Below are 19,418 nucleotides of genomic sequence, written 5' to 3'. Positions count from 1 at the left end.
GGTAAGTCCTGAACGGTAAGGAAGTAGCGCGTTCATCTGCGGTAACCGAGTGCCCCCACGCAGACAAATTCCTCAACGGCGTCAATCACCGTCTAAGCTCTATTCAAGTCCGATCAATCTGCCGGGATGGGATCAATCGACTATGGGCGCTTTATGGCAAACCGATTCAACCAAGGCTGCGGTTCCCACCGATAGCGCGGATGAACAGCCATTGCCACCACGCCCCCGCAAACGCTTGTACCGGTGGCGCATGGTGTGGCTGCTGCTGGTGATCGCACTGATCGCCGCGGGGTTTGCCGCCCAGCGCGAAATGCGCACCGCGCAGTGGCAAGCCCGCGAACTGAGCCGCCTGGCCGCCACCTTGCACTACACCCTGGAGCCCGGTGCCAGCGATGCCATCGTGTATCCCGGCGACGGGCCTTTCGACAAACGCCTGGGCTATAGCGACCTCGATCAATTCCTGCCGCGCCTGCTCAAGCGCAATTATCTGATCCAGCGCCAGGTGCGCTTTTCGGCACCGCTCATGAGCTATGTCGAGCGCGGCCTGTTCGTGCCCTATGCGGAGAAGATCCAGGCCGGCTTGTCGATCTACGACTGCCGCGCCGAGCCGTTGTACCAGTTCACCTACCCGCAGCATGCGTACCAGGATTTCAGCGCGATCCCGCCGGTGGTGGTCAACAGCCTGTTGTTCATCGAGAACCGCGAATTGCTCGACCCGGCCCAGCCCCAAGCCAACCCGGCGGTGGACTGGCCGCGCTTCGCCAAGGCGGCCTGGTCGCAAGTGGCCAGGCTGTTGCACTTGCCGGGGCAAAGCGCCGGCGGCAGCACCCTGGCCACCCAGCTGGAAAAATACCGCCACTCCCCTGACGGATTGACGCTGTCGGGCGGCGAGAAACTGCGCCAGATGTTTTCCGCCAGCGTGCGCGCCTATCAGGACGGCCCGCAGACCTTGCAGGCGCGCCAGAACATCGTGCGCGACTACCTCAATAGCGTGCCGTTGTCTGCAGTGCCCGGTCACGGCGAAGTGCATGGCATGGCCGAAGGTCTGCGGGTGTGGTACGGCGCCGACTTCAACCGCACCAACGCGCTGCTCGCCGACAACAGCCCACAGAACCTCGCGCAAAAAGGCCTGGCCCTGCGCGAAGTGTTGTCGTTGATGATCGCCCAGCGCCGGCCTTCCCATTACCTGTCCAGAGGCCACGCAGAGCTGGCGACCCTGACCGACAGCCATATCCGCCTGCTGGAACAAAACAGCGTCATCGACCCAGCCCTGGCCAAGGCGGCCCTGGCCAGCAAGGTCAGTTACCGCGACTGGCAGCAGCAACCGACGATCCAACCGATTGAAACCAACAAAGGCATCAGCGTGGCCCGCAGCCGTCTCGCCACCCTGCTCAACCGCCCGTTGTATGACCTTGATCGCCTCGACCTGTCCGCCACCAGCACCTTGCAAAATGACCTGCAAACCCAGGCCACCGCCTACCTCAAGCACCTGGCCGATCCGGCCTTCGCCGGGCAACTCGGCCTGCTCGGCCCGCGCCTGCTGACACCCGCGAGCACGACTCAGGTGCGCTACAGCTTCACGCTCTACGAGATGACCGGCGACGGCGCGCGGGTGCGGGTGCAGACCGACAACACCGACCAACCTTTCGATATCAATGAGAGCAGCAAGCTCGAACTGGGCTCCACCGCCAAGCTGCGGGTGCTCACCACCTACCTGCAAATCATCAGCGAGTTGCACCAGCGCTATGCCGGCCAGACGCCCGCCGGGTTGAAGAAAGTCGAGATTGACGAGCAGGACCGCTTGTCGCGCTGGGCCGTGGATTACCTGGCGCAAAACCGCGACCAGAGCCTGTCGAAAATGCTCGACGCCGCCCTCGACCGGCAATATTCCGCCAGCCCCGGCGAAAGCTTTTTTACCGGTGGTGGCCTGCATCGCTTCCATAACTTTCGCAATGAAGACAACGGCCGCAACCCGACCTTGCGCGACGCCCTGCGCGAGTCGATCAACCTGCCGTTCATTCGCCTGATGCGCGACCTGGTGCGCTACAGCACCTATCACGGTGACAACAACAGTGCCGAGTTGCTCAAGGACGACAGCGACCCCCGGCGCCAGGAATACCTGGCCCAGTTCGCCGACCGCGAAGGCACGACCTTCCTGCTGCGCTTCTGGAAAAAGTACCGCAACAAGGACACCCAGGCCCGGCTCGCGACCTTTCTGGACGGCCTGCACCCTACCGCCATCCGCCTGGCCGCCGTGCACCGCTACCTGTTGCCCCAGGCCAGCCAGGCGAGTTTCAACAGCTTCGTGCGCTCCCACCTGACCGGCAGCAAAACCGCAGAAAAACTCACCGACGAACGCCTGGCCAAGCTCTACACAGACTACGGCCCAGGTGCCTACGACCTACCGGACCAAGGCTATATCGCCAAGGTCCACCCCCTGGACCTGTGGCTGCTCGGTTACCTGCTGAACCACCCCGAGTCCACCTTCACCCAGGCCGTCGCCGCCAGCGAGCACGAGCGCCAGGAGGTTTATGGCTGGCTGTTCAAGAGCCGCCACAAGAGCGCGCGCGACAGTCGCATCCGCACCATGCTGGAGATCGAGGCGTTCCTGGATATTCATCAACGCTGGCAGGCGGTCGGCTACCCGTTCGACCATTTGGTGCCTTCCCTGGCCACCGCCATCGGCAGCTCGGGGGACCGCCCGGCGGCGTTGGCGGAACTGGTGGGGACGATCCTTAACGACGGCATACGCGAGCCGACGCTGCGCATCGACAGCCTGCATTTTGCCGCCGACACACCCTATGAAACCCGCCTGGTCAACAACCCCGACAAAGGCAAGCGGGTGATGCCCAGCGAAGTCGCCACCGCCTTGCGCGGCGCGTTGTCCCAAGTGGTGGATGCGGGCACGGCGAAACGCGTGTCCGGCAGCTTCAAGCTGGCCGACGGTACACCGCTGGCCATGGGCGGCAAGACCGGTACCGGGGACAACCGCATCGAAGCAATTGGCGCCGGTGGGCGCGTCCTCAGCTCCAAGTCGATCAACCGCACGGCGACCTTTGTGTTCTATATCGGCGACCGGCATTTCGGTACCCTCACCGCGTTCGTCCCCGGCAGCGGCGCGCAGAACTTCACCTTTACCTCGGCGCTGCCGGTGCAGGTGCTCAAGGGCATGGCGCCGGTGCTGATGCCGTATCTGCAACCGGGTGGCCATACCTTGTGCAGCGTGCCTCAGCCGCTGATCTCGACGACTTTCTCGGAACTGCCTTCTACCAGGAAGAACCGGTAGACCCGCCCGGTCTGTTTTTCAAAGCTGAACACTCGACCAGGGAAGATATGGTTCTTGGTGATCGGCGCGCAGTCCATACGGTCGGCGACCGCACAGTCCTTGAACTCATCCACCACCACGACGGTGTTACCGGCATTGCGCAGGGTGTAGGTGCGCCCGCCATTCTCGACGCGGGTATCAAAGCGGCTTTGCTCGGGCCGCACGAAAAACACCGTGCCGTATCCGGACATCACCCGCACACCCGCCGCCAGGGATGCTTCATAGGAGGCGCGGTCTTCGTCATTGATGCCGAAGTCATCATCCTTTTCCGGTGCCACCGGCAGGTAGCGCACCCGGAAATAACGTTCCCGATCGCGCTCGCCCATGAACAGGAAGCGCGTGCTTTGCATCGCATTGGCCGGCACGATCAGGCGTGCCGGGCTGGCCATGAGGCCGTCGCGTACGATGCCGTCGGCCTGGCTTTTGAGGGGCACTTCGTCGTAGCTGCCATCGGGTTTGTAGAGCATCTCCGTGACATTGATCTTGACGAACGCCGTGCTGCTGCCACCGTTGAACACGCGCTTGAGGTAGGTGTTCTTGTCGCCATTCATATAGTCGTAAAAATCGCCGACGTTGATGGCCGGCCCGGCCTGGACGTTGAAGGACCACAGGCACAGGCCCAGTACTGCATAAACGTATTTCATAAGCACCTCGTTATCACGGTCGCAACGCGTCGAAGATCAGATGAACGCTGCCGAAATAGTCGCCCGGCGTATAACCGCCCTCGGGCTCGACGGCGGCGATTTCCAGCAATACCCGCTTGCCGGCCCGCGCTTCCTCGGCAGGCACCACCAGGGTGTCGGTCAAGTCCAGCCATTCACCGTTGAAGTTGACATTCAACGGGATCAGGCGCCGGCCGTTGGACAGCACCGGCAACTCCCCCAGGCGCGCAACGATGCCGCCGCCGCTGTTCTTCACGTCAAAGTGCTCACGCAAGGGCTTGAGCGTGCGACTCACCAGGTTCCAGGCCATCTCCTGCTCGCGCTCCAGAAACACCGGGTTGATGGGCAGCACATAAAAATCGGCGGTAGGGATGGTGACCGACACATCGAACACCTGCTCTTCACGAATCGCCAGGGCCCGGCTACTGAGCAGCACACCGACCAATAGCAGCAACAGCGTCATGACGACTTTGCCCGGCCGATACCCGGCTCGGTAGGCTCTTTCTCTGACCATCAGCCTTTGACCTCATAGGTTTTTTTCTCGCTGCCCTCGACCAGGGTGAAGCGGTAGGTACGCCCGGCCTGCTTGGGAAAGCTGAAAGCACGGCCGGGCAGGATGTGGTTCTTGGTGACGGGCAGGCAGTCCTGGGCATCGCCACTGACGCAGTCCTTGAACTGATCCACCACCACCACGCTGTTGCCCTCGTTATGCAGCGCGTACTGCAAAGGTTGCTCATCGATACGGGTGGCAAAGCGAGTGTCTTTGGGGCGCACGAAGAACACCGTGCCGAACCCGGCCAGCACCGTGACCCCGGCCGAGAGACTGTCTTTGTAAGATTCACGCTCCTCACTGGACACGGCAAAGTCATCCTCCGGCTCCGGCATCACCGGCACGAAGCGCAGGCGGAAATAGCGCTCTTTTTCCCGCGCGCCCAGGTACAGCAAGCGTGTGCCCTGCATGCCATTGGAGGGGACGATCAGGCGCGCCGGCGTGGCCATCAAGCCATCGCGAGCGGTGTTTTCGGCGTTACCCTGGAGCTCGACTTCCTCGGAGCTGCCGTCGGCGTTGTAGAGGATTTCCATCACCGACACCTTGATGAACGCCGTGCTGTCGCCGCCGTTGAAGACCCGTTTCAGGTAGGTGCTTTTGTCGCCGTCCAGGTAGTCATAGAACACCCCCACATTGATGTTGGGGGCCGCCGGCGCCGACAGCGGCAACCAGCACAGCGCACACAGCGCCAGTAGATGTTTCATCGCCATAAACCTCATTCAGAGTTCCGAATCCCAGACCACCGTGACCTGGCCCGTGTAAGTCGTGTCACCGCGTTCCAGCATCTGGTCGGCGTAGCCCTTCTTGACCTCGAAGTGCAACGTGCCGGGCCGCCGGTTGACATAGAAACCCGGCAGGAACTGCTCGGTGCCGGCGCCGCTGAGCAACAGCGGTTGGCGCTGCACGGCGCTGCCGTCCGGTCGATTCAGGCCATGGGGCAGGCTCACGCTGACGTCCAGCGGCACCTCGTGGCCGTCGGTGGTGTTCTTCAAGGCGCAGGTGTCGCCGATAGACCGCTCGCAGCTCATTTGCATCTTGAAACGCGACGAGGCAGAAATGCTGAAGGTCTGGTCGCGGAACAGACGCGCGGGTTTGCGGCCCTGATTCAGCCACGCTTGCCAACCGCCTTGGGGCACCAGCTCGATACGGTTACCGTTGGGAGGCACTTCGACTTTGAGGTCATGTTGCACAGCCAGGGTGAAGTTCAGGGTCAAGGTAGGACTGCTGGGTAACATCACGTCGCCCAAATCGAAGTCCCTCCCGGGCCCTACGGTGTATTGATGACTGCCAACGTACTCACCTGAGGACATCCCCAGCGGGTTGGGCGTAGCGAGTTCATACGCAAACTCCAGAGTGCTTAAGCGCATGGTGGGAATATCGAACCTGGCCTGTTTGGCACATAAAGAGCCGACGGGTGTGCGCCAGAAAAACCCATACATTGACAGTGACGGCCAATAAAGGCTTACCCCGGTCCCCAGACAAGAGCTTGGCGGGTACACCCAACTGGAGCCGGTCCACATTCGTTGATGAGCCTGCAAAGGGGTAACGCCGCCTCCAACCAGGTCGACCAGATTGGGGACGATATACGTCGAACCGACACCCATGATCCGTACCCTTAACGTCTCGGTCTCCTGAGTCTGTCGATGGACCACGGTCAGGTCCTGCCACTCCGTTGGAACTTTAAACATTGCGCCTTGCCGTGGGTCCGTATGGAACGCAGAGATCTGCGCAACGGAATCAGCCGTAATGGCCGCCCGCAGACTGAATATGTTCAAGGAGGTACATTGCGCGGGAAAAGCCACACAATAACCAACGCTCGGCGTTTTGTTCTCGAACTTATTCAAGTGCGGCTGTGCAGGGTCCGGCCGAAACTCGGCATGGATATTCATCTCCACGCCCATTGCTGGCATGGCCAACGACGCCAATAACAGACTGGCCACAACCTGCGAACCCTGCCCTACCCACTTCGATACCTTAATGTGTGCATCCCTGACAGCGTCTATCTGACGACACCTCATAGTTCTGAATCCCAGACCACCGAAACCTGGCCCGAGTAGGTGGACCCGCCCCGACTGAGCATCTGGTCGGTGGATTCTTTCGTGACCTCGAAGTGCAACGTGCCAGGCCGTCGATCCACGTAGAACCCCGGCTGGAACAACTCGGTACCGGCACCGCTCAACAGCAGCGGCAGACGGTTCACGGCTGCACCATCCTGACCATTCAAGCCATGGGGCAGGCTGACGCTGATATCCAGGGGTACTTCATGACCGTCAGTGTTGTTTTTCAATGCACAGGTGTCACCGATGACTCGCTCGCAGGCCATCTGCATCTTGAAGCGCGACGAAGCAGAGATATTGAAAGTCTGGTCACGAAACAGCCGCGCCGGCTTGCGTCCCTGGTTCAACCAGGCCTGCCAGCCGCCCTGAGGGATCAGTTCGACCCGGTTGCCACCGGGGGGGACTTCCACCCGAAGGGTGTGCTCGACATTCAGAACAAAATCGAGCTGGGCAATACTGTCGTTGGGCAATACGCGATTGCCGAAGTCAAAGTCCATGCCCGGACCAATGGTGTAGGTCAGGCTTCCACGGTAGACGCCAGTCGGCATCCCCAGCGGGTTGGGGGTTCGCAGTTCATAAGCGAATTGGACGTAACGGTAGAAGAAGTTGGGGATATCGAAACGCGCCGTGGTGCTGCATTGGGTGGCCCCTTCGGGTATCAACCACATCCAGATCACATGGTCGACGTTGCCATTGAGCCCTCCAGGGGAAATGCACGGCAACGGGGCAAAGTTCCAGCGGCCCGATGACCATAAAACGGTGACAGCTTTATAGATATCAGGCTCGCCAGTAATGATCCTTGCGTCCTCCCCCAGGTCGGCACGGCCACCGATCCCGGAGACTCGAATTTCGAGTTGCTCGGTATCCCCCTTCTGATTCGTCACCGTCAGGGTTCGCCACTGCGAAGGCACCCGCCAAAAGGCACCCTCGCGCGGGTCGCTGTGGTTGGCAGCAATCGGGCCACCTACCGTTTGCGGAAAAGCCCCCATCGGCAGGTTAAGACTGAAGATATTGCGCTCTCGGCAATACGGTGGCCAGTTCTGGCAGTAACCGAAGTCAGGTGTTGTGTTCGTGAACTTGTTGACCATCGGGTTCGCCGGATCAGGCCGGAAATCCGCCGTTATCTCGACCCTCCCGGCATGAGCGTCGAGGGAAAACGCCAGCACTATCGCGGGTATCGCGCAACGTGAGAGACGGCGTCTGAAAGCCCTGAAAATATTTACTTCTGAAACCTTTTTCATGGTGATCATTTAACCCGCCGTCTCAGACTTAAAGGTGGAATCGGCCAGCGTGTCCGGCGTACAACGCAGATCGCCGATCATCAGCACATCGTTTTCATTGCGCGCATTCGCGGTATCCAGGCGGAACTGGCACAGCAACTGGTTATTGCGGCGCACTTCGAGGGTGGGCGAGCTGGCGTTCATTTCCAGGGAGAAGAACCCGTCGACCTCGCTCACCCCACGGCTGGCGTGGTTGAGGATGTGATGGCCCTTGAGCGGTTTGCCCTGGGGATCCACCAGGCGCCCGAGCACGGTGACGGTGCGCATCACGCTGACCTTGCGGTAGTCCACGCCGCCCTTGTTCAGGTGGTAGGCGGTGCGCGGTGGCTGGATATTCGCCGCCGGGGCGTGGTTGCCGTCGAAGTCGAAGCTGACCGAACTGCCCTTGTAGGCGGCGATCGGGATGAAGTTGCGCCCCGGCCGCAGCACGGTGCTGCCGCCACTCAGGTCATCGGCGCGCAGGACGATGTCGTCCACATCGGTTTCGACGTCAACAATCATCCCCGAGCCGCTGCCGGCGTATTGGCTGGTAAGTACCATCTTCTGCCCACCGAAGGCGAAGGTACTGTCCAGGTTCAGGCCACCGGTCAAGTCGTTGTTGAATGAGGAGCGCTGCACGAAGCCATCGCCATTGACCGCGTCGTTCTGGAAGCTGGCCATGCCCGAAAGGCCCACGCCGTAGGTATCGGCCAGCACCGTGCCGGAGACGCTTTGCAGCACGTGGTCCTGCAAGTCGCGCCGGTAGCTCAGCGAGCCATTGTTGTCGCGCTGACCATCGCGGGAGGTACGCGTGCCAATGCTGGCGGACCACTGCTCGCCGGGGCTGCCGAGCGCCAGGCTGACGCTCAGGTCGACCCCGCGATTGCGTTTGTCACCCGTGCTGGAGCTGGCTGGACGATCGAACACCGACAAGCGCCAGTTGGCATCGCTGCCGAACAATTGAGTGCGTTCGGTCCAGCCCAGGTCCAGGCCCAGGCCTTCGTTGTTGCCTTCGCTGTAGGCCAGCCGCGCATTGATGGAACGCAGGTTGCTCAGGCGATGATTGACGGACAGCGACGAGAGGCTGGTCTGGCCGACGAACACATCGCGCTGGCGGATGCGGGTACCGTCGGGCAGGGTTTCATAGGTGTTACGATTGTCCAGCCAACTGCGCGTATGGTTGAACACCACGCTGCCCAAGCCGTAGTTGTAGAGGCTGTTGAAGTCGACACCGGTGCCGTAGTTGTCGGTCTGGTAGACGTTGGCATACAGGCTGGCGTTATTGGCCAGGCTCCAGTCCAGCGACGTGCCGTATTGCATGCTGTCCTTGACCTGACGCCCGGACATGCCCAGCACCACCCGCGGGTGAGCCAGGTAGTTGAGAGATACGCCGGCAGTGAGGTCGCCGCTGGATTGTTCGTCCCAGTTACTGAGCAACTTACTCTCTTGCCCGGCAAATACGTTGTAGCGCCAGCGGTTGTCGAGGTTGCGCCAGTTGTTGGGCTTGTACACCAATTCCTGGGTGGTGCTGGTGATCTGGCCGTCCTCTACCAGGCGCACTTCCACCTCGTAGATGCCGCCGGGCAAGGGCCGCGTGTCCAGGCTTTGCAGGCCGGTGGAGACGGCCTGGGTGTTGATCAGCAGGCCGTTGCGGTAGATCTCCACCGAGGCCTGGCGATTGGCGGTGACGTAAATCGGGTAGATGCTCGGCTTGGGGTTGCTGATCATCAGGCTGTCGGAGCTGCCATACATCACGCCCACGGCGGTGTCGGGGCTGGCACCGAAGGTGCGCAGTTGGCGGGTCAGGCCTTCGGCGTTGGGGGTGAAATAGCCCAGGCGCAGGAACTCACCGTGCAGCTCACGCTGGGCGTACAGCGAGTACACGGCGTGGTTGAGGGCATCGTCGTCCGGGCCGCCCAAGCGCGAAAACTGCATGTTCATCACCTGGTTCCAATTGCCCAGGCTGCCGCTGGCGTCCAGTCCCAGGCGTCCGCCGAGGTCCTGGCCCTGGCCGCCGCTGAGGTTGAACTGGTTACGCACGATCAGGCCGGTGCTGCCACCGGTGGGCAGGGAGTAGTACTTGGACTCTTGCCCCTCACGCTCGGCGTTTTCGGTGAGCAACGTGACCAGGGATTTTTCCAGGTTGTAGTGGACCGCCAGCAGTTGCGCCGGGCAGCTGCTTTCGCAGGCGCCCAACGGCACGCCCTGCTTGAGGTAATCACCCCAGCGATCACGCTCGACATCCTTGATCACGCTGCCTTCGTGGTCGGTGAAATCCAGCAGGGTCAGGCGGTCGTCGCGGGTCAGCACAATCATCGCTTCAGCGACAAACTCCTGATCCAGTTCGACCCGTACCGCCAACGGTACATCAAAAAAGTGCTCTTCAAAGTCCGCCGGCAAACCCTTGGCCTGGGACAGCAAACTTCTTGGGGTTGTGCCAGTTGTCGCGTCAGCTGCAAACGCCCCCGTACAAAACAACAAGGCAAGCGCTGTCGCGATGAAAATCATCGGGAACATGAACGGATACTCTGATTACACTCGGGGAATACTTGAATACCGATCAACCGACAGAGGCTGCCTGTCGATCGGTAAGGGTTAAGCAATAAGCCGACGCTTATCGATCAACAAATCGCGCTCAAGGCGTAACGCGTGGCTCGTGATCGAACACCACGGTGTAGTTGGTGGTGAACAGGCCGGCGTCGGTGTCAGCCGGTTTGGCGGCCGCAACGACCAGGTCAGCCTGGGTGCCGGGAGTGGAGCTGGCATCATCCACGACTTCCAATGGCGAACCGGTCAGGGTCACGCCGTTGAAGGTAGTGGTCAGGGGAATGGCGGAGGTGCCGTTGCTCAGGGAAGCCGGGCCGCCTTCGATGTAGGCCTTGATCGAACCGTCGGTATTTTTTACCGCGTAGGTCGCACGGATCGGGGTCAACTGACCGGTGACGGTGTTGTAGGACATGGTTTCGTCCTTACCGAAATCCGGGTCCAACGGCTGGGCGTGGAACTGTTTGGTTGGGATGGTTGCCTTGATGTTGATGACGCTGGTGGCTTCACCGGCGGCGAACACGCTGGAAGAGCCGACAGCCAGTGCGATCAATGGCAGTACGAAAGCGGTCTTTTTAAGCATTTTAATTACCTGTTGTGGCATCAGATGTTAGTTGAGGATTCGTTATCTACTGCATGGCAAAACCCGAGTAATTCGTGTCTTGCGACGCCGGTAAATAGTCCCTCGAAAACCCATTTAACAATGCCAGCGCTTTCGCTTAAACGCGTAATTAATCACGACGTGACGTGACAGATAAAAACCTTATTATTCAATAATATGAATATTAACTGTCATCCATTTATTACACCGCACATGCCCCAGTACTACTGGTAGCAATCACTTATCCGTAGGATATAGGCTACAACCCATATATTGAGGGGCTGTCAATCTGACGAGAACTAATACCCTAATTAACCAGTTTATCTTTCATTCATAAAAGTGCCATTTACCTGTCAAGTAATTGCTGGTATTGCCAGACGCTATTTCAAGGCATCAGCCCCTTTCCTGGCCCCCTTCTGACGCCGCTACCGTTCGTCAGAGGTTTTTGCGCAAGCTGTAAGATATATCTTAAGTTGTATCTAAATCAGACAGGAGAACACGACAATGAGAGACCCTCATCACCACCGAGACCACGGTGACGACCGCGACGGCTTCGAAAAACGCCCCGGCCGCGAACGCGGCGGACGTGGCCCGCGCGTCTTTGCGCCCGGTGACCTGAAATTGCTGCTGCCGGCCCTGATCGCCGAACAACCGTGCCACGGCTATGACCTTATTCGCCGGATCGAAACCCTCTTCGACGGCGCCTACAGCCCCAGTCCCGGGGTGATCTACCCCACGCTGACCTTCCTGGAAGAAAGCGAATTGATCGCCGGCGACGCCGAAGGTGGAAAAAAACGCTACACAATCACCGAGGTCGGTCGTCTCTTCCTAAGCGAACAGGCAGTGGCCCTCGACGGCATTCGCCTGCGCATGGACGTGAGCAAACGCTCGCTGCGCGGTCATGATCGCCCAGCGGAAATCCACGAGGCGGTGCATAACCTGCGCCATGCCTTGCATTCGCACCACGGGCGCTGGAGCCCGGAAGAAATCGTTCGTGTCGCGGCGCTGCTCAACGGCGCCGCCCAAGCCATTGCCGACGGGACAGCTCAATGAATACGCAAGCCATCCACCGCGTGACCCACGAAATCAAACGCCGCCGCCTCGAAGTCGTGCGGGTAGTCGACCTCACCCCGCGCATGCGCCGCATCACCCTGGGCGGCCCGGAACTGGCGGGCTTTGTCAGCCTGGGCAGTGACGATCACATCAAGCTGCTGTTCCCGCAGAACGCCGCCGAACAAGCGGCGCTGGAAAGCCCGACCTTCAACATCAAGGGCGACGGCCCGCAACCGGCCATGCGCGACTACACGCCACGGCGCTTCGACCTGGATATCGGCGAACTGGACATCGACTTCGTGCTGCACGGCGACGGCCCGGCCTCCACCTGGGCCGAACAGGCCAAGGTCGGCCAGCACCTGTATATCGGCGGGCCACGGGGCTCGATGATCGTGCCGGATATGTTCGACAGCTATTTGCTGATCGGCGATGAGACGGCGATCCCGGCCATTGCTCGGCGCCTGGAAGAATTGCCGGCCGGGCGCAAGGTGCTGGCGGTGATCGAAATCGCCAATGCGGCGGAACGGCAGGCACTGGAAAGTGCTGCCGATGTGGAGGTGAAATGGGTCGTGCGCGGCCAGGACGACCTGCTCGACACCGTGCAAAAACTGACGCTGCCGAGCGGTTCGTTGTACAGCTTTGTCGCCACCGAAACCAGGCTGTCGCGCCAGGTACGCCGGGTGCTGCTGGACACCCACAAGGTCAATGAGGCGTTCCTCAAGGCGGTGGGTTACTGGCGTGCGGAAGGCAGCGAGGAAGAGTAAGCCTCAGGGCACCCCCATTACGAGGACACCGCTGCCGCTGACAACCCCAGCGGCAGGCAGTGAACCGGCACGCCGTACGAGGGAAAACGTTACATCGTCGCTCCCCACACTGTTGGTGATTTGGGTCAGGAATGAAGCACCGACTTGAACCGCGCTTGCGCCACGAACCAGGGCCGTGCCCACGTCCGGGTTGGTCATGCGCAGCAGGCGCGTGTCGAACGACGAGGCCGTGCCTTTGTAGGTGATGGTGATCGGCGTGGTAATCCCACCGTCCGGGCATGAATAGGTGAGCCGGCGGTTGCTGCGGATGGTCGTGGTCAGCGGATCGGTACCTATTGCTCTTTGGTGCACATTGCCGAAGTTGATCTCGATCGGGTTGTTATTGTTGATCGTGCAGGTGGACGGGGAGATGGTGAAGTTGTTGGCGGCCGTATACGTGACCGTGAGTTGCGGCCGAGTCGCGTCGTAATTGTTCGAGCTGGTAAGACGCAACAGGCCAAGGGTATCTCCTGTTCGTATATCGATCGGATTGGAGGGACTGTGACGCACCAGGATGTAGGGGGTGATATTGATCGGATAGCCGATCCCGTTGTTGGGCATGGTAGCCACCCGGATACCCGCTGGAACCGGGGTATTAAGGAATGCGCCATTGATGCGCAAACCACTCTGTTCACCGACGAACTTGGGGCCGGATGTCCAGGGCGTCCCGGAGGCATTGCCGGTTTCCCAATAGTCCGCCCCCCAAGCCGGGCCTGCTCCAGCCGTAAACCGACATTCGAGCCGGGCACCTTCCATCAGGATCCTCGTGCGATCCGCATCGAGTCGTACCGTTACGGGGACGGTCAGATGAGTGACGCGCGCCCACTCACCGCCATTGACCCGACAGTCTACGGCCTGCGCGGTCGTGCTGACGCCAATCAGCAGGAGAAGCACAATGGCGCTGTCATATAGTCGTTTCATGTTGATCTCTCGTTGCTTATCTACACAGGCGCCATCCAGCGAACAATCAGTTCGTGCAGACCTGATTGATCTGGAGCCCCATGCGTATGCGCCCGGTTGTTGAGCGTTTGAATTACGGATAATCCAGCGTAAAAGTAGAGGTCGCGGTATAGCTGCCGTACCCTATGGTCTGGTCCCTGATGGCCGTCGGCTCCCCCTGCACGTAGGCCTTGAGTTCGATGACATTGCTGCCATTACTCAGTCCCTGTTCGGCGCTGGTTTTATTCAGCGGCAAGGGCTTGTTACCCAGCGTCTCTATCCCGATCCCGATACCAGAGGCGCCGCTTCCACCATCGAGTGCGAGCAACCCCGGAAGCTCCCGGTTTTCTACGCCGCCGAACGTGATGGTCACCGTGTCGCCGATGGTGGTGTCGCAGTCCTCCAGGTGCAGCTTGAAACCTTTGCCCACCGAACGCGTATTGATGTAGAGGTGCTTGCTGGTCAGGTCCCAGAGTTCCAGGCTGATGGCCTCGTCACCCGGGCGGATGGTGCACGCCTCTTCAACCAGGTTGCCCTTGAAATTCAGGTTGTCCGCCGCGTGTGCTTCGCAGATCAGGCCCAGGGCCGGCAGGCACGCCAGCACGGCGTACAACCTGGCCCTATGAACAGTTTCATGTCCCATATCCAACTCCTACTGGTACTCGGCCAACAACGTCGCCACCGCGGTAAACCTGGCGGGGGCGAGCGTTGCACCCGGCTGTTTGACCGGCACGACTTCCAATACCGGCGGGGAAGACAGGGTGATGTCCAGTGGCGTATTGAGTCGAAACGGCAGGTTGTTCTGGAATATCCGAATACCCAGGTCAGGTGCACTGGTCTGCAATGCCGCGCCGTCGAACGTCGTGGGGATACCGTTGACACTCAACTTGAGTACCCACGGGAGTGTGTCGACGCCGCAGTTGATGGTGTAACCCACCCCCCGGCGATATTTCACCCCATCGACCCGCTTGACCCCCACATCCCCAAAGTCGACTTCAATCTTGTTGCCCGCATCAATGGTGCAGGGCGGGGGCTCGTTAAGGGTTCCGCTGAACGTTACGTTGGCCGACGCACTATTACAGAGGCCGATGGAACACAAAGCGAGCAAAGCTCGCTGCTGCCAGCATGTCATTGCGCGCTCCTCATCACTGGTAATCGATCACGAAGGTGGCGGCAGCATCGAATGCGCCTCCCACCAGCCGGCTACCCGCGCGCTTGACAGGCACCGCCTGCACCACGGGAAAGTTCGGATAGGTAAAATTCACGCTCGAATTCAGCGGCCAGTCCGCGCCATTGAGCGATAGCTTGACCCCCAGGTCCGGGTTGCGGGTCGAGAGCACACGCCCATCGAACGAAGCCCCGGTCCCCCTGAGCTGGAGGGTCATCGCGTTACTGAACGGGGCGTCACAGGTGACGGTGTAAGGCACGTTGCGACGGTAGTTGACCCCGTCGATCCGTGACGTAAGAAGGTCATTGCCAAAAGGCACATTGAGCGTACCGCCGCCATTGATGACGCAGGGTGGAGGCGCAATGATGACCGCGCGGATGATCAGGCTCGTCTCGGCCTGCGCGCCTTGACTGACCGCCCACAACAGGCCCCCCGCGATAAGAATGGCGCGCGAGCCGACTGACTTAGCCATTGTTTTGCCCTTACTCATAACTGAGCCTGAAATCCACCACGGCCCGAAACGCTCCGCTGGTCAACGGCGCGGCGGTACGCGTGGGTTGAACATTCCACGTCTGGGTCGTGCTGCCCTCGCTCAGAAACAACGGTTCGCCCCTGGAGCCCAGCTGTACATCGCGCCCCAGGGCATCGGTCAACCGCAGCCCCATCCCGGTGATGCCTTGCACTTTGACCAGCCGTGGGTCGTCGGCATCGGCAGGGGCAACAAACGTCACCGACAACACCGGTTGGTGAGCGCTCCATGCGAGGTTCCCGGTACGTTCGCTGCGGATACTGCCTGCGGTGCGCTGGCAATCCTGAAAACGCAGTTGAAACGGCTTCGATGGCGCCTGATCGCCAGGTCGTTGCAGCTGACTGGCAGACACGGCGCCCAAGTCGACCGTTTGATGCAGCGATGTCATCTCCAGCGTGCAAGGAGACTCATGCATGGATCCGGAAACGTTCAACCGGCCACGCTGGCCATCGATTCCATCGTCATCCTCGGCGCCCGCGCGCGTTGCCAGGACCAGTAACACACAGCCCAGGACTTTCACGTTGTGCAACTTCATGACGCTCTCCCGCTGCAGGCCGCTACTCATTAGGCGTCGAGACTTGCAAGTTCACCTTGCATGTTTCGCCCGTGCAGGTGAACGCCAGTAATGGACGCCCGCCGTAGTCATTCACGTAGGCCAGGTAGGGTGAATTGCCCAGCGCCTTGGCCGTCGGCCCGAGGGTTTGCGCGCCTTTAGGCGGGATCATCACGGGCTCGAAACCCGGCACGGTCTTGCCGTCTCTGCTGCTGCGAGCATCCACCAGAGACACGTAGTAAGGCGTAGGGTTGTTCACCTGGTAACGGTCGCCCTGGCGGGTCAGGGTCAGCTTTTCCTGCCAGGGGTTGGACAGGTCTTGCTGACTGGGAGCGATGGCCTGCGGTCGGTAGAACAATTTAATCCGGGTCTGCAGCGCGATTTGCAGGGTGTTGGATTTGTCGCTGCGCGGTGGAATCTCCCGCAGGTTGAAGTAGTAGACCGTCTCGCGATCCTGCGGCAACGACTTGGCCGCCGGCAACGCCTGCACTTTCACCTGGCTTTGCTTGCCGGGCTCCAAGCGTTGAACCGGCGGCAGCACGATCAAGGGCGAGGTGATCTTGTTGCCCTCCTCGTCCTCGATCCAGCCTTGGGCCAGGTACGGCAGTTGGGTGTTGTTATTGGTGATATTCACGCTGGTCGCCTCCTTGCCACCGTCAAAAATCACCCGGGTTCGGTCCAGGCCAACCGCGGCGCCGGCGCTCTGGGTCAGGCCTAGAGCCAGCAGTGCGAAGACCAGGCGTGTGGGGTGCGTATTGAGCATCATGAGGCGTTGTTCTCCGTATCGGTACGCTTCCCGGTCAGCGCTGCTGGCTCGGGTGAGGATTGATCAGTGGCTACGCTCTGGCAGCGCAATTGCAAGGCATCGGTCAAGCTGTCTGCGGGCAGCGCGACGGGCAGCGTGAGCAGGCAGCGTTCGATGCCGCCCCAACTGACGATCATTTGCTCACCGGCCTGAATACCGCTCAGGTAAACAGCGCCACCGTCGTTCACAATCCCGGTGTCCTGCTGTTTTGTGTTCTTCACCGTCGCGCCGAAGGGCGGTGCGCTGCCATCCGGCAGGCGCAGGACAGCCATGGCCTTCTCACCGGCAATCACGTCCAGGGATCGATAACCAATGGCCCCTTCGGTAAGGGTCAGTTGGGTCACCGATTGAGTGGCTTCAACGTTGCTCGGCAGGTTCTCCAGGTCGACACTGGCGGCCGTACGCTGGTAGCTGCTGATATCGGAAATCACTGCCTTGCCGAACGCGTTGGTGCGGGTCGATGTGCCGTAACCACGCACAGGCACATCGGGCACCCCCCCGGTGTCGAGCATAAGGCGGGTGCCACCGGTGCCATTGGTTCGGTGCAGCGCCGCACCGTAGGGCGTGAGCGTGCCACCGCCGCGAATGGATGCACTGAGGGTCCTGCCATTGCCTTCCTGGGTACTGGCGCTGAGATCGATGTCGGCCTGGTCGCCGATATGACTCAGGTAGCCGCTGGCGGAGCGGTCGCTTGCATTGAGCTGGTAGCTGTTGCGCTCATCGAGGCGATCGCTGTAGCGCGTCGAGAAACTCTCTTTACCCGAGGTCCTGTTGGCGTCCAGCGACAGGGTGCCGCTGCGCCCCAACGGCAGGCTGACCGTCAGCGCCATCCCGTTATCCTTGTAGGCATACTCCTGGGTGCGAAACATGTTCAGGGACAGGCTCATGTTCCTGACGGTTCCCACATTGAAGTAGCGCGACATCGACAGGCTCCAGCGCTGAGTGTCCGGGCGCCCCCAGTAAGTCTGTTTGTTGTAGCTGGCGTAGACGGTCGCCCCAAGGTCACGAAACTGCTTGTTGAGCGTCACCGTATACAGGGCCTTGCTGTCGCCAATCGGCTTCCAGCCCTCGATGTATTCACCGCGCTCGATCCCGCCGCGCTCACCGTTCAACCCGTAATGACGGGCGTCCAGGTATTCGCTCATGCTCAAGTAGTTTTTCTCGGAAAACCGGTAACCGGCAAACGTGACCTGGCTGTCGTACTGCTCGAAGTGCTTGGAGTATTGCAGACGGTAGGATTTGCCCGAGAGTGTCTGGTTCCACACACTGGCGTGGGACTGGGTGGCATCCAGCGATACGGCGCCGAACGCCAGCAGGTCGCGACCGACCCCGACAGACAATGCGCGGTAGTTGTTATCCGTTATCCCACCGCCAAACAGCGACCAGCCATTGCTGATCCCCCAGGAGAATTCGCCGGTACCGAAAACGCTGCCGTTGGCGCCGTACTGAAGATCGGACGGGCGCCCGGACGCCAGCTTGTATCGAACGTGCCCAGGACGCGTCAGGTAGGGAACGCCTGCCGTATCGATCTGGAAGGTCTGAACCGAACCATCCTGCTCCTCGACCCGCACATCCAGCGCGCCACTCACGGCGTCGCTGAGGTCCTGGATGCGATAAGGGCCGGCGGCGACCAGCGTTTCATACAGCACGCGGCCCTTCTGGCTGATGATGATTCTTGCGTTGGTCTTGGCGACCCCGACGACTTCCGGGGCGTAGCCACGCAGGTTGGGTGGCAGTTGGCTTTGATCCGAGATCAGCGACGCGCCGGTAAAACGAAAGCTGTCGAAGATGTCCGAGTACAGGTAGTCCTCTCCGACCGTCAAGCGTGCCTTCAGTGCAGGCACTGCGCGATAGGCGTAGTAGCGACTCCACTCCAGCTGCGGTTGATCCCTGGGGGCTCCGTCCACGCCTTTCTCGATCCGCCCCTGCCAGTCTGCCCTCAGGCGCCAGGCCCCGGCATTGGCGCCAAGGGTTCCGTTACCGCTGAGGTTGTTGCGGGTGCCGTCATTCTTTTGATAGCTGGACTGCGCCGTCATGTTGTAGTCAACCAGCAGCCCCGGCACACCCTCATCCCAACGGGACGGCGGATCCCAATGGATGGCGCTGTACTCGAGGTAGGCCTGAGGCAGGTTGATGTTCAGTGTGGAGGTGGCCAGGTCGCCACTGACCTCCATGCCAGGCAAACTTTCGGTATCCAGGCACTCGCCGTTTTTCCACCACTTGCGTTCGGCAGCGTCCGAGGCCTTGAGGCCCAACTGGCCGACGAGATCCGCCGACAAACACGCCTGGCTGCCCTTAGGATCATTATCGGGGGGATAGAAAGCCACCGACTGTTCAGCAATAGGCTGGGCATTAATCTGCACCACCATCGAATAGGTGCCCGGCAGAATAAACCCACTGCGGGCAAACTGAGACAAGTCAATATTAGTGCGATCACTCAGATCAAGAACATCAGTATTGAACTCAATATCCCCAGCAGCCCATGCAGTGCCTGCCAATGATATCAACCCGCCAAAAAGGCTTGGGCGCAGCGTATTTTTGACCTTCGCTGTATTTAACATGCAAGCAAT

17 protein-coding genes are annotated in these 19,418 nt (G+C 60.5%); 3 read left to right on the top strand and 14 right to left on the bottom strand.

The genetic code is table 11. The features are described 5' to 3' along the window. The first annotated feature begins 142 nt into the window (after window positions 1-142). Window positions 143-3,286, top strand: a complete 3,144-nt coding sequence (locus BM416_RS08615) for a transglycosylase domain-containing protein (protein ID WP_092487361.1) — start codon at window positions 143-145, stop codon at window positions 3,284-3,286. Here the strand turns inward: BM416_RS08615 and BM416_RS08610 are convergent. The 7 genes from BM416_RS08610 to BM416_RS08580 all read right to left on the bottom strand — a co-directional run bounded on the left by BM416_RS08610 (window position 3,229) and on the right by BM416_RS08580 (window position 10,980). Continuing rightward, window positions 3,229-3,969 carry a pilus assembly protein gene (locus BM416_RS08610; protein ID WP_092487359.1) on the bottom strand — a complete coding sequence of 247 codons (741 nt, stop codon included), beginning with the start codon at window positions 3,967-3,969 and terminating at the stop codon, window positions 3,229-3,231. The genes BM416_RS08615 and BM416_RS08610 overlap by 58 nt on opposite strands. 13 nt (window positions 3,970-3,982) lie before the next feature. Continuing rightward, on the bottom strand, window positions 3,983-4,450 hold the full coding sequence (locus tag BM416_RS08605; RefSeq protein ID WP_092487356.1) for a CS1 type fimbrial major subunit: 468 nt from the start codon (window positions 4,448-4,450) through the stop codon (window positions 3,983-3,985). A 50-nt stretch (window positions 4,451-4,500) separates the two neighbouring features. Beyond that, the gene (locus tag BM416_RS08600; RefSeq protein WP_092487353.1) at window positions 4,501-5,241 is read right to left on the bottom strand and encodes a pilus assembly protein; all 741 of its coding nucleotides are present in this window, start codon (window positions 5,239-5,241) and stop codon (window positions 4,501-4,503) included. A 15-nt stretch (window positions 5,242-5,256) separates the two neighbouring features. Beyond that, the gene (locus BM416_RS30800) at window positions 5,257-5,904 is read right to left on the bottom strand and encodes a hypothetical protein (RefSeq protein WP_256577473.1); all 648 of its coding nucleotides are present in this window, start codon (window positions 5,902-5,904) and stop codon (window positions 5,257-5,259) included. 647 nt (window positions 5,905-6,551) lie between these two features. Continuing rightward, on the bottom strand, window positions 6,552-7,844 hold the full coding sequence (locus BM416_RS08590; RefSeq protein ID WP_256577472.1) for a hypothetical protein: 1,293 nt from the start codon (window positions 7,842-7,844) through the stop codon (window positions 6,552-6,554). After that, complete coding sequence (locus BM416_RS08585) at window positions 7,845-10,370, bottom strand: CS1-pili formation C-terminal domain-containing protein (protein WP_092487351.1); 2,526 nt, start codon at window positions 10,368-10,370, stop codon at window positions 7,845-7,847. A 118-nt stretch (window positions 10,371-10,488) separates the two neighbouring features. Beyond that, window positions 10,489-10,980, bottom strand: coding sequence for a CS1 type fimbrial major subunit (locus BM416_RS08580; protein ID WP_092487349.1), 492 nt, complete (start codon window positions 10,978-10,980; stop codon window positions 10,489-10,491). A 522-nt stretch (window positions 10,981-11,502) separates the two neighbouring features. Here BM416_RS08580 and BM416_RS08575 point away from each other — a divergent pair. After that, window positions 11,503-12,051 carry a PadR family transcriptional regulator gene (locus BM416_RS08575; protein ID WP_092487346.1) on the top strand — a complete coding sequence of 183 codons (549 nt, stop codon included), beginning with the start codon at window positions 11,503-11,505 and terminating at the stop codon, window positions 12,049-12,051. After that, entirely contained in the window at window positions 12,048-12,815 is a 768-nt protein-coding gene (locus tag BM416_RS08570) for a siderophore-interacting protein (RefSeq protein WP_092487343.1), read from the top strand. Before BM416_RS08575 ends, BM416_RS08570 begins: the two co-directional genes overlap by 4 nt. Window positions 12,816-12,818: 3 nt before the next feature. On the opposite strand, the gene BM416_RS08565 is transcribed toward BM416_RS08570, so the two are convergent. From BM416_RS08565 to BM416_RS08535, 7 genes are all read right to left on the bottom strand, one after another. After that, complete coding sequence (locus BM416_RS08565; protein ID WP_092487340.1) at window positions 12,819-13,775, bottom strand: fimbrial protein; 957 nt, start codon at window positions 13,773-13,775, stop codon at window positions 12,819-12,821. 112 nt (window positions 13,776-13,887) lie between these two features. Then, the gene (locus BM416_RS08560) at window positions 13,888-14,436 is read right to left on the bottom strand and encodes a fimbrial protein (RefSeq protein ID WP_092487337.1); all 549 of its coding nucleotides are present in this window, start codon (window positions 14,434-14,436) and stop codon (window positions 13,888-13,890) included. 9 nt (window positions 14,437-14,445) lie between these two features. After that, window positions 14,446-14,925, bottom strand: a complete 480-nt coding sequence (locus BM416_RS08555) for a fimbrial protein (RefSeq protein ID WP_092487334.1) — start codon at window positions 14,923-14,925, stop codon at window positions 14,446-14,448. A 13-nt stretch (window positions 14,926-14,938) separates the two neighbouring features. Then, complete coding sequence (locus BM416_RS08550) at window positions 14,939-15,433, bottom strand: fimbrial protein (protein ID WP_092487331.1); 495 nt, start codon at window positions 15,431-15,433, stop codon at window positions 14,939-14,941. A 10-nt stretch (window positions 15,434-15,443) separates the two neighbouring features. Next, window positions 15,444-16,025: a fimbrial protein gene (locus BM416_RS08545; protein ID WP_092487328.1), complete on the bottom strand. Its 582-nt coding sequence runs from the start codon at window positions 16,023-16,025 to the stop codon at window positions 15,444-15,446. A gap of 22 nt (window positions 16,026-16,047) precedes the next feature. Then, window positions 16,048-16,809: a fimbria/pilus periplasmic chaperone gene (locus BM416_RS08540; protein ID WP_092487325.1), complete on the bottom strand. Its 762-nt coding sequence runs from the start codon at window positions 16,807-16,809 to the stop codon at window positions 16,048-16,050. Further along, complete coding sequence (locus BM416_RS08535) at window positions 16,806-19,409, bottom strand: outer membrane usher protein (protein WP_092487322.1); 2,604 nt, start codon at window positions 19,407-19,409, stop codon at window positions 16,806-16,808. Before BM416_RS08535 ends, BM416_RS08540 begins: the two co-directional genes overlap by 4 nt. Between the last annotated feature and the right edge of the window lie 9 nt (window positions 19,410-19,418).

The organism is Pseudomonas sp. NFACC42-2 (assembly GCF_900116055.1).
Classification (GTDB): Bacteria; Pseudomonadota; Gammaproteobacteria; order Pseudomonadales; family Pseudomonadaceae; genus Aquipseudomonas; species Aquipseudomonas marginalis.
Note: the sequence above shows the minus strand (reverse complement) of the source record. Positions and strands in the feature narration are given on the sequence as shown.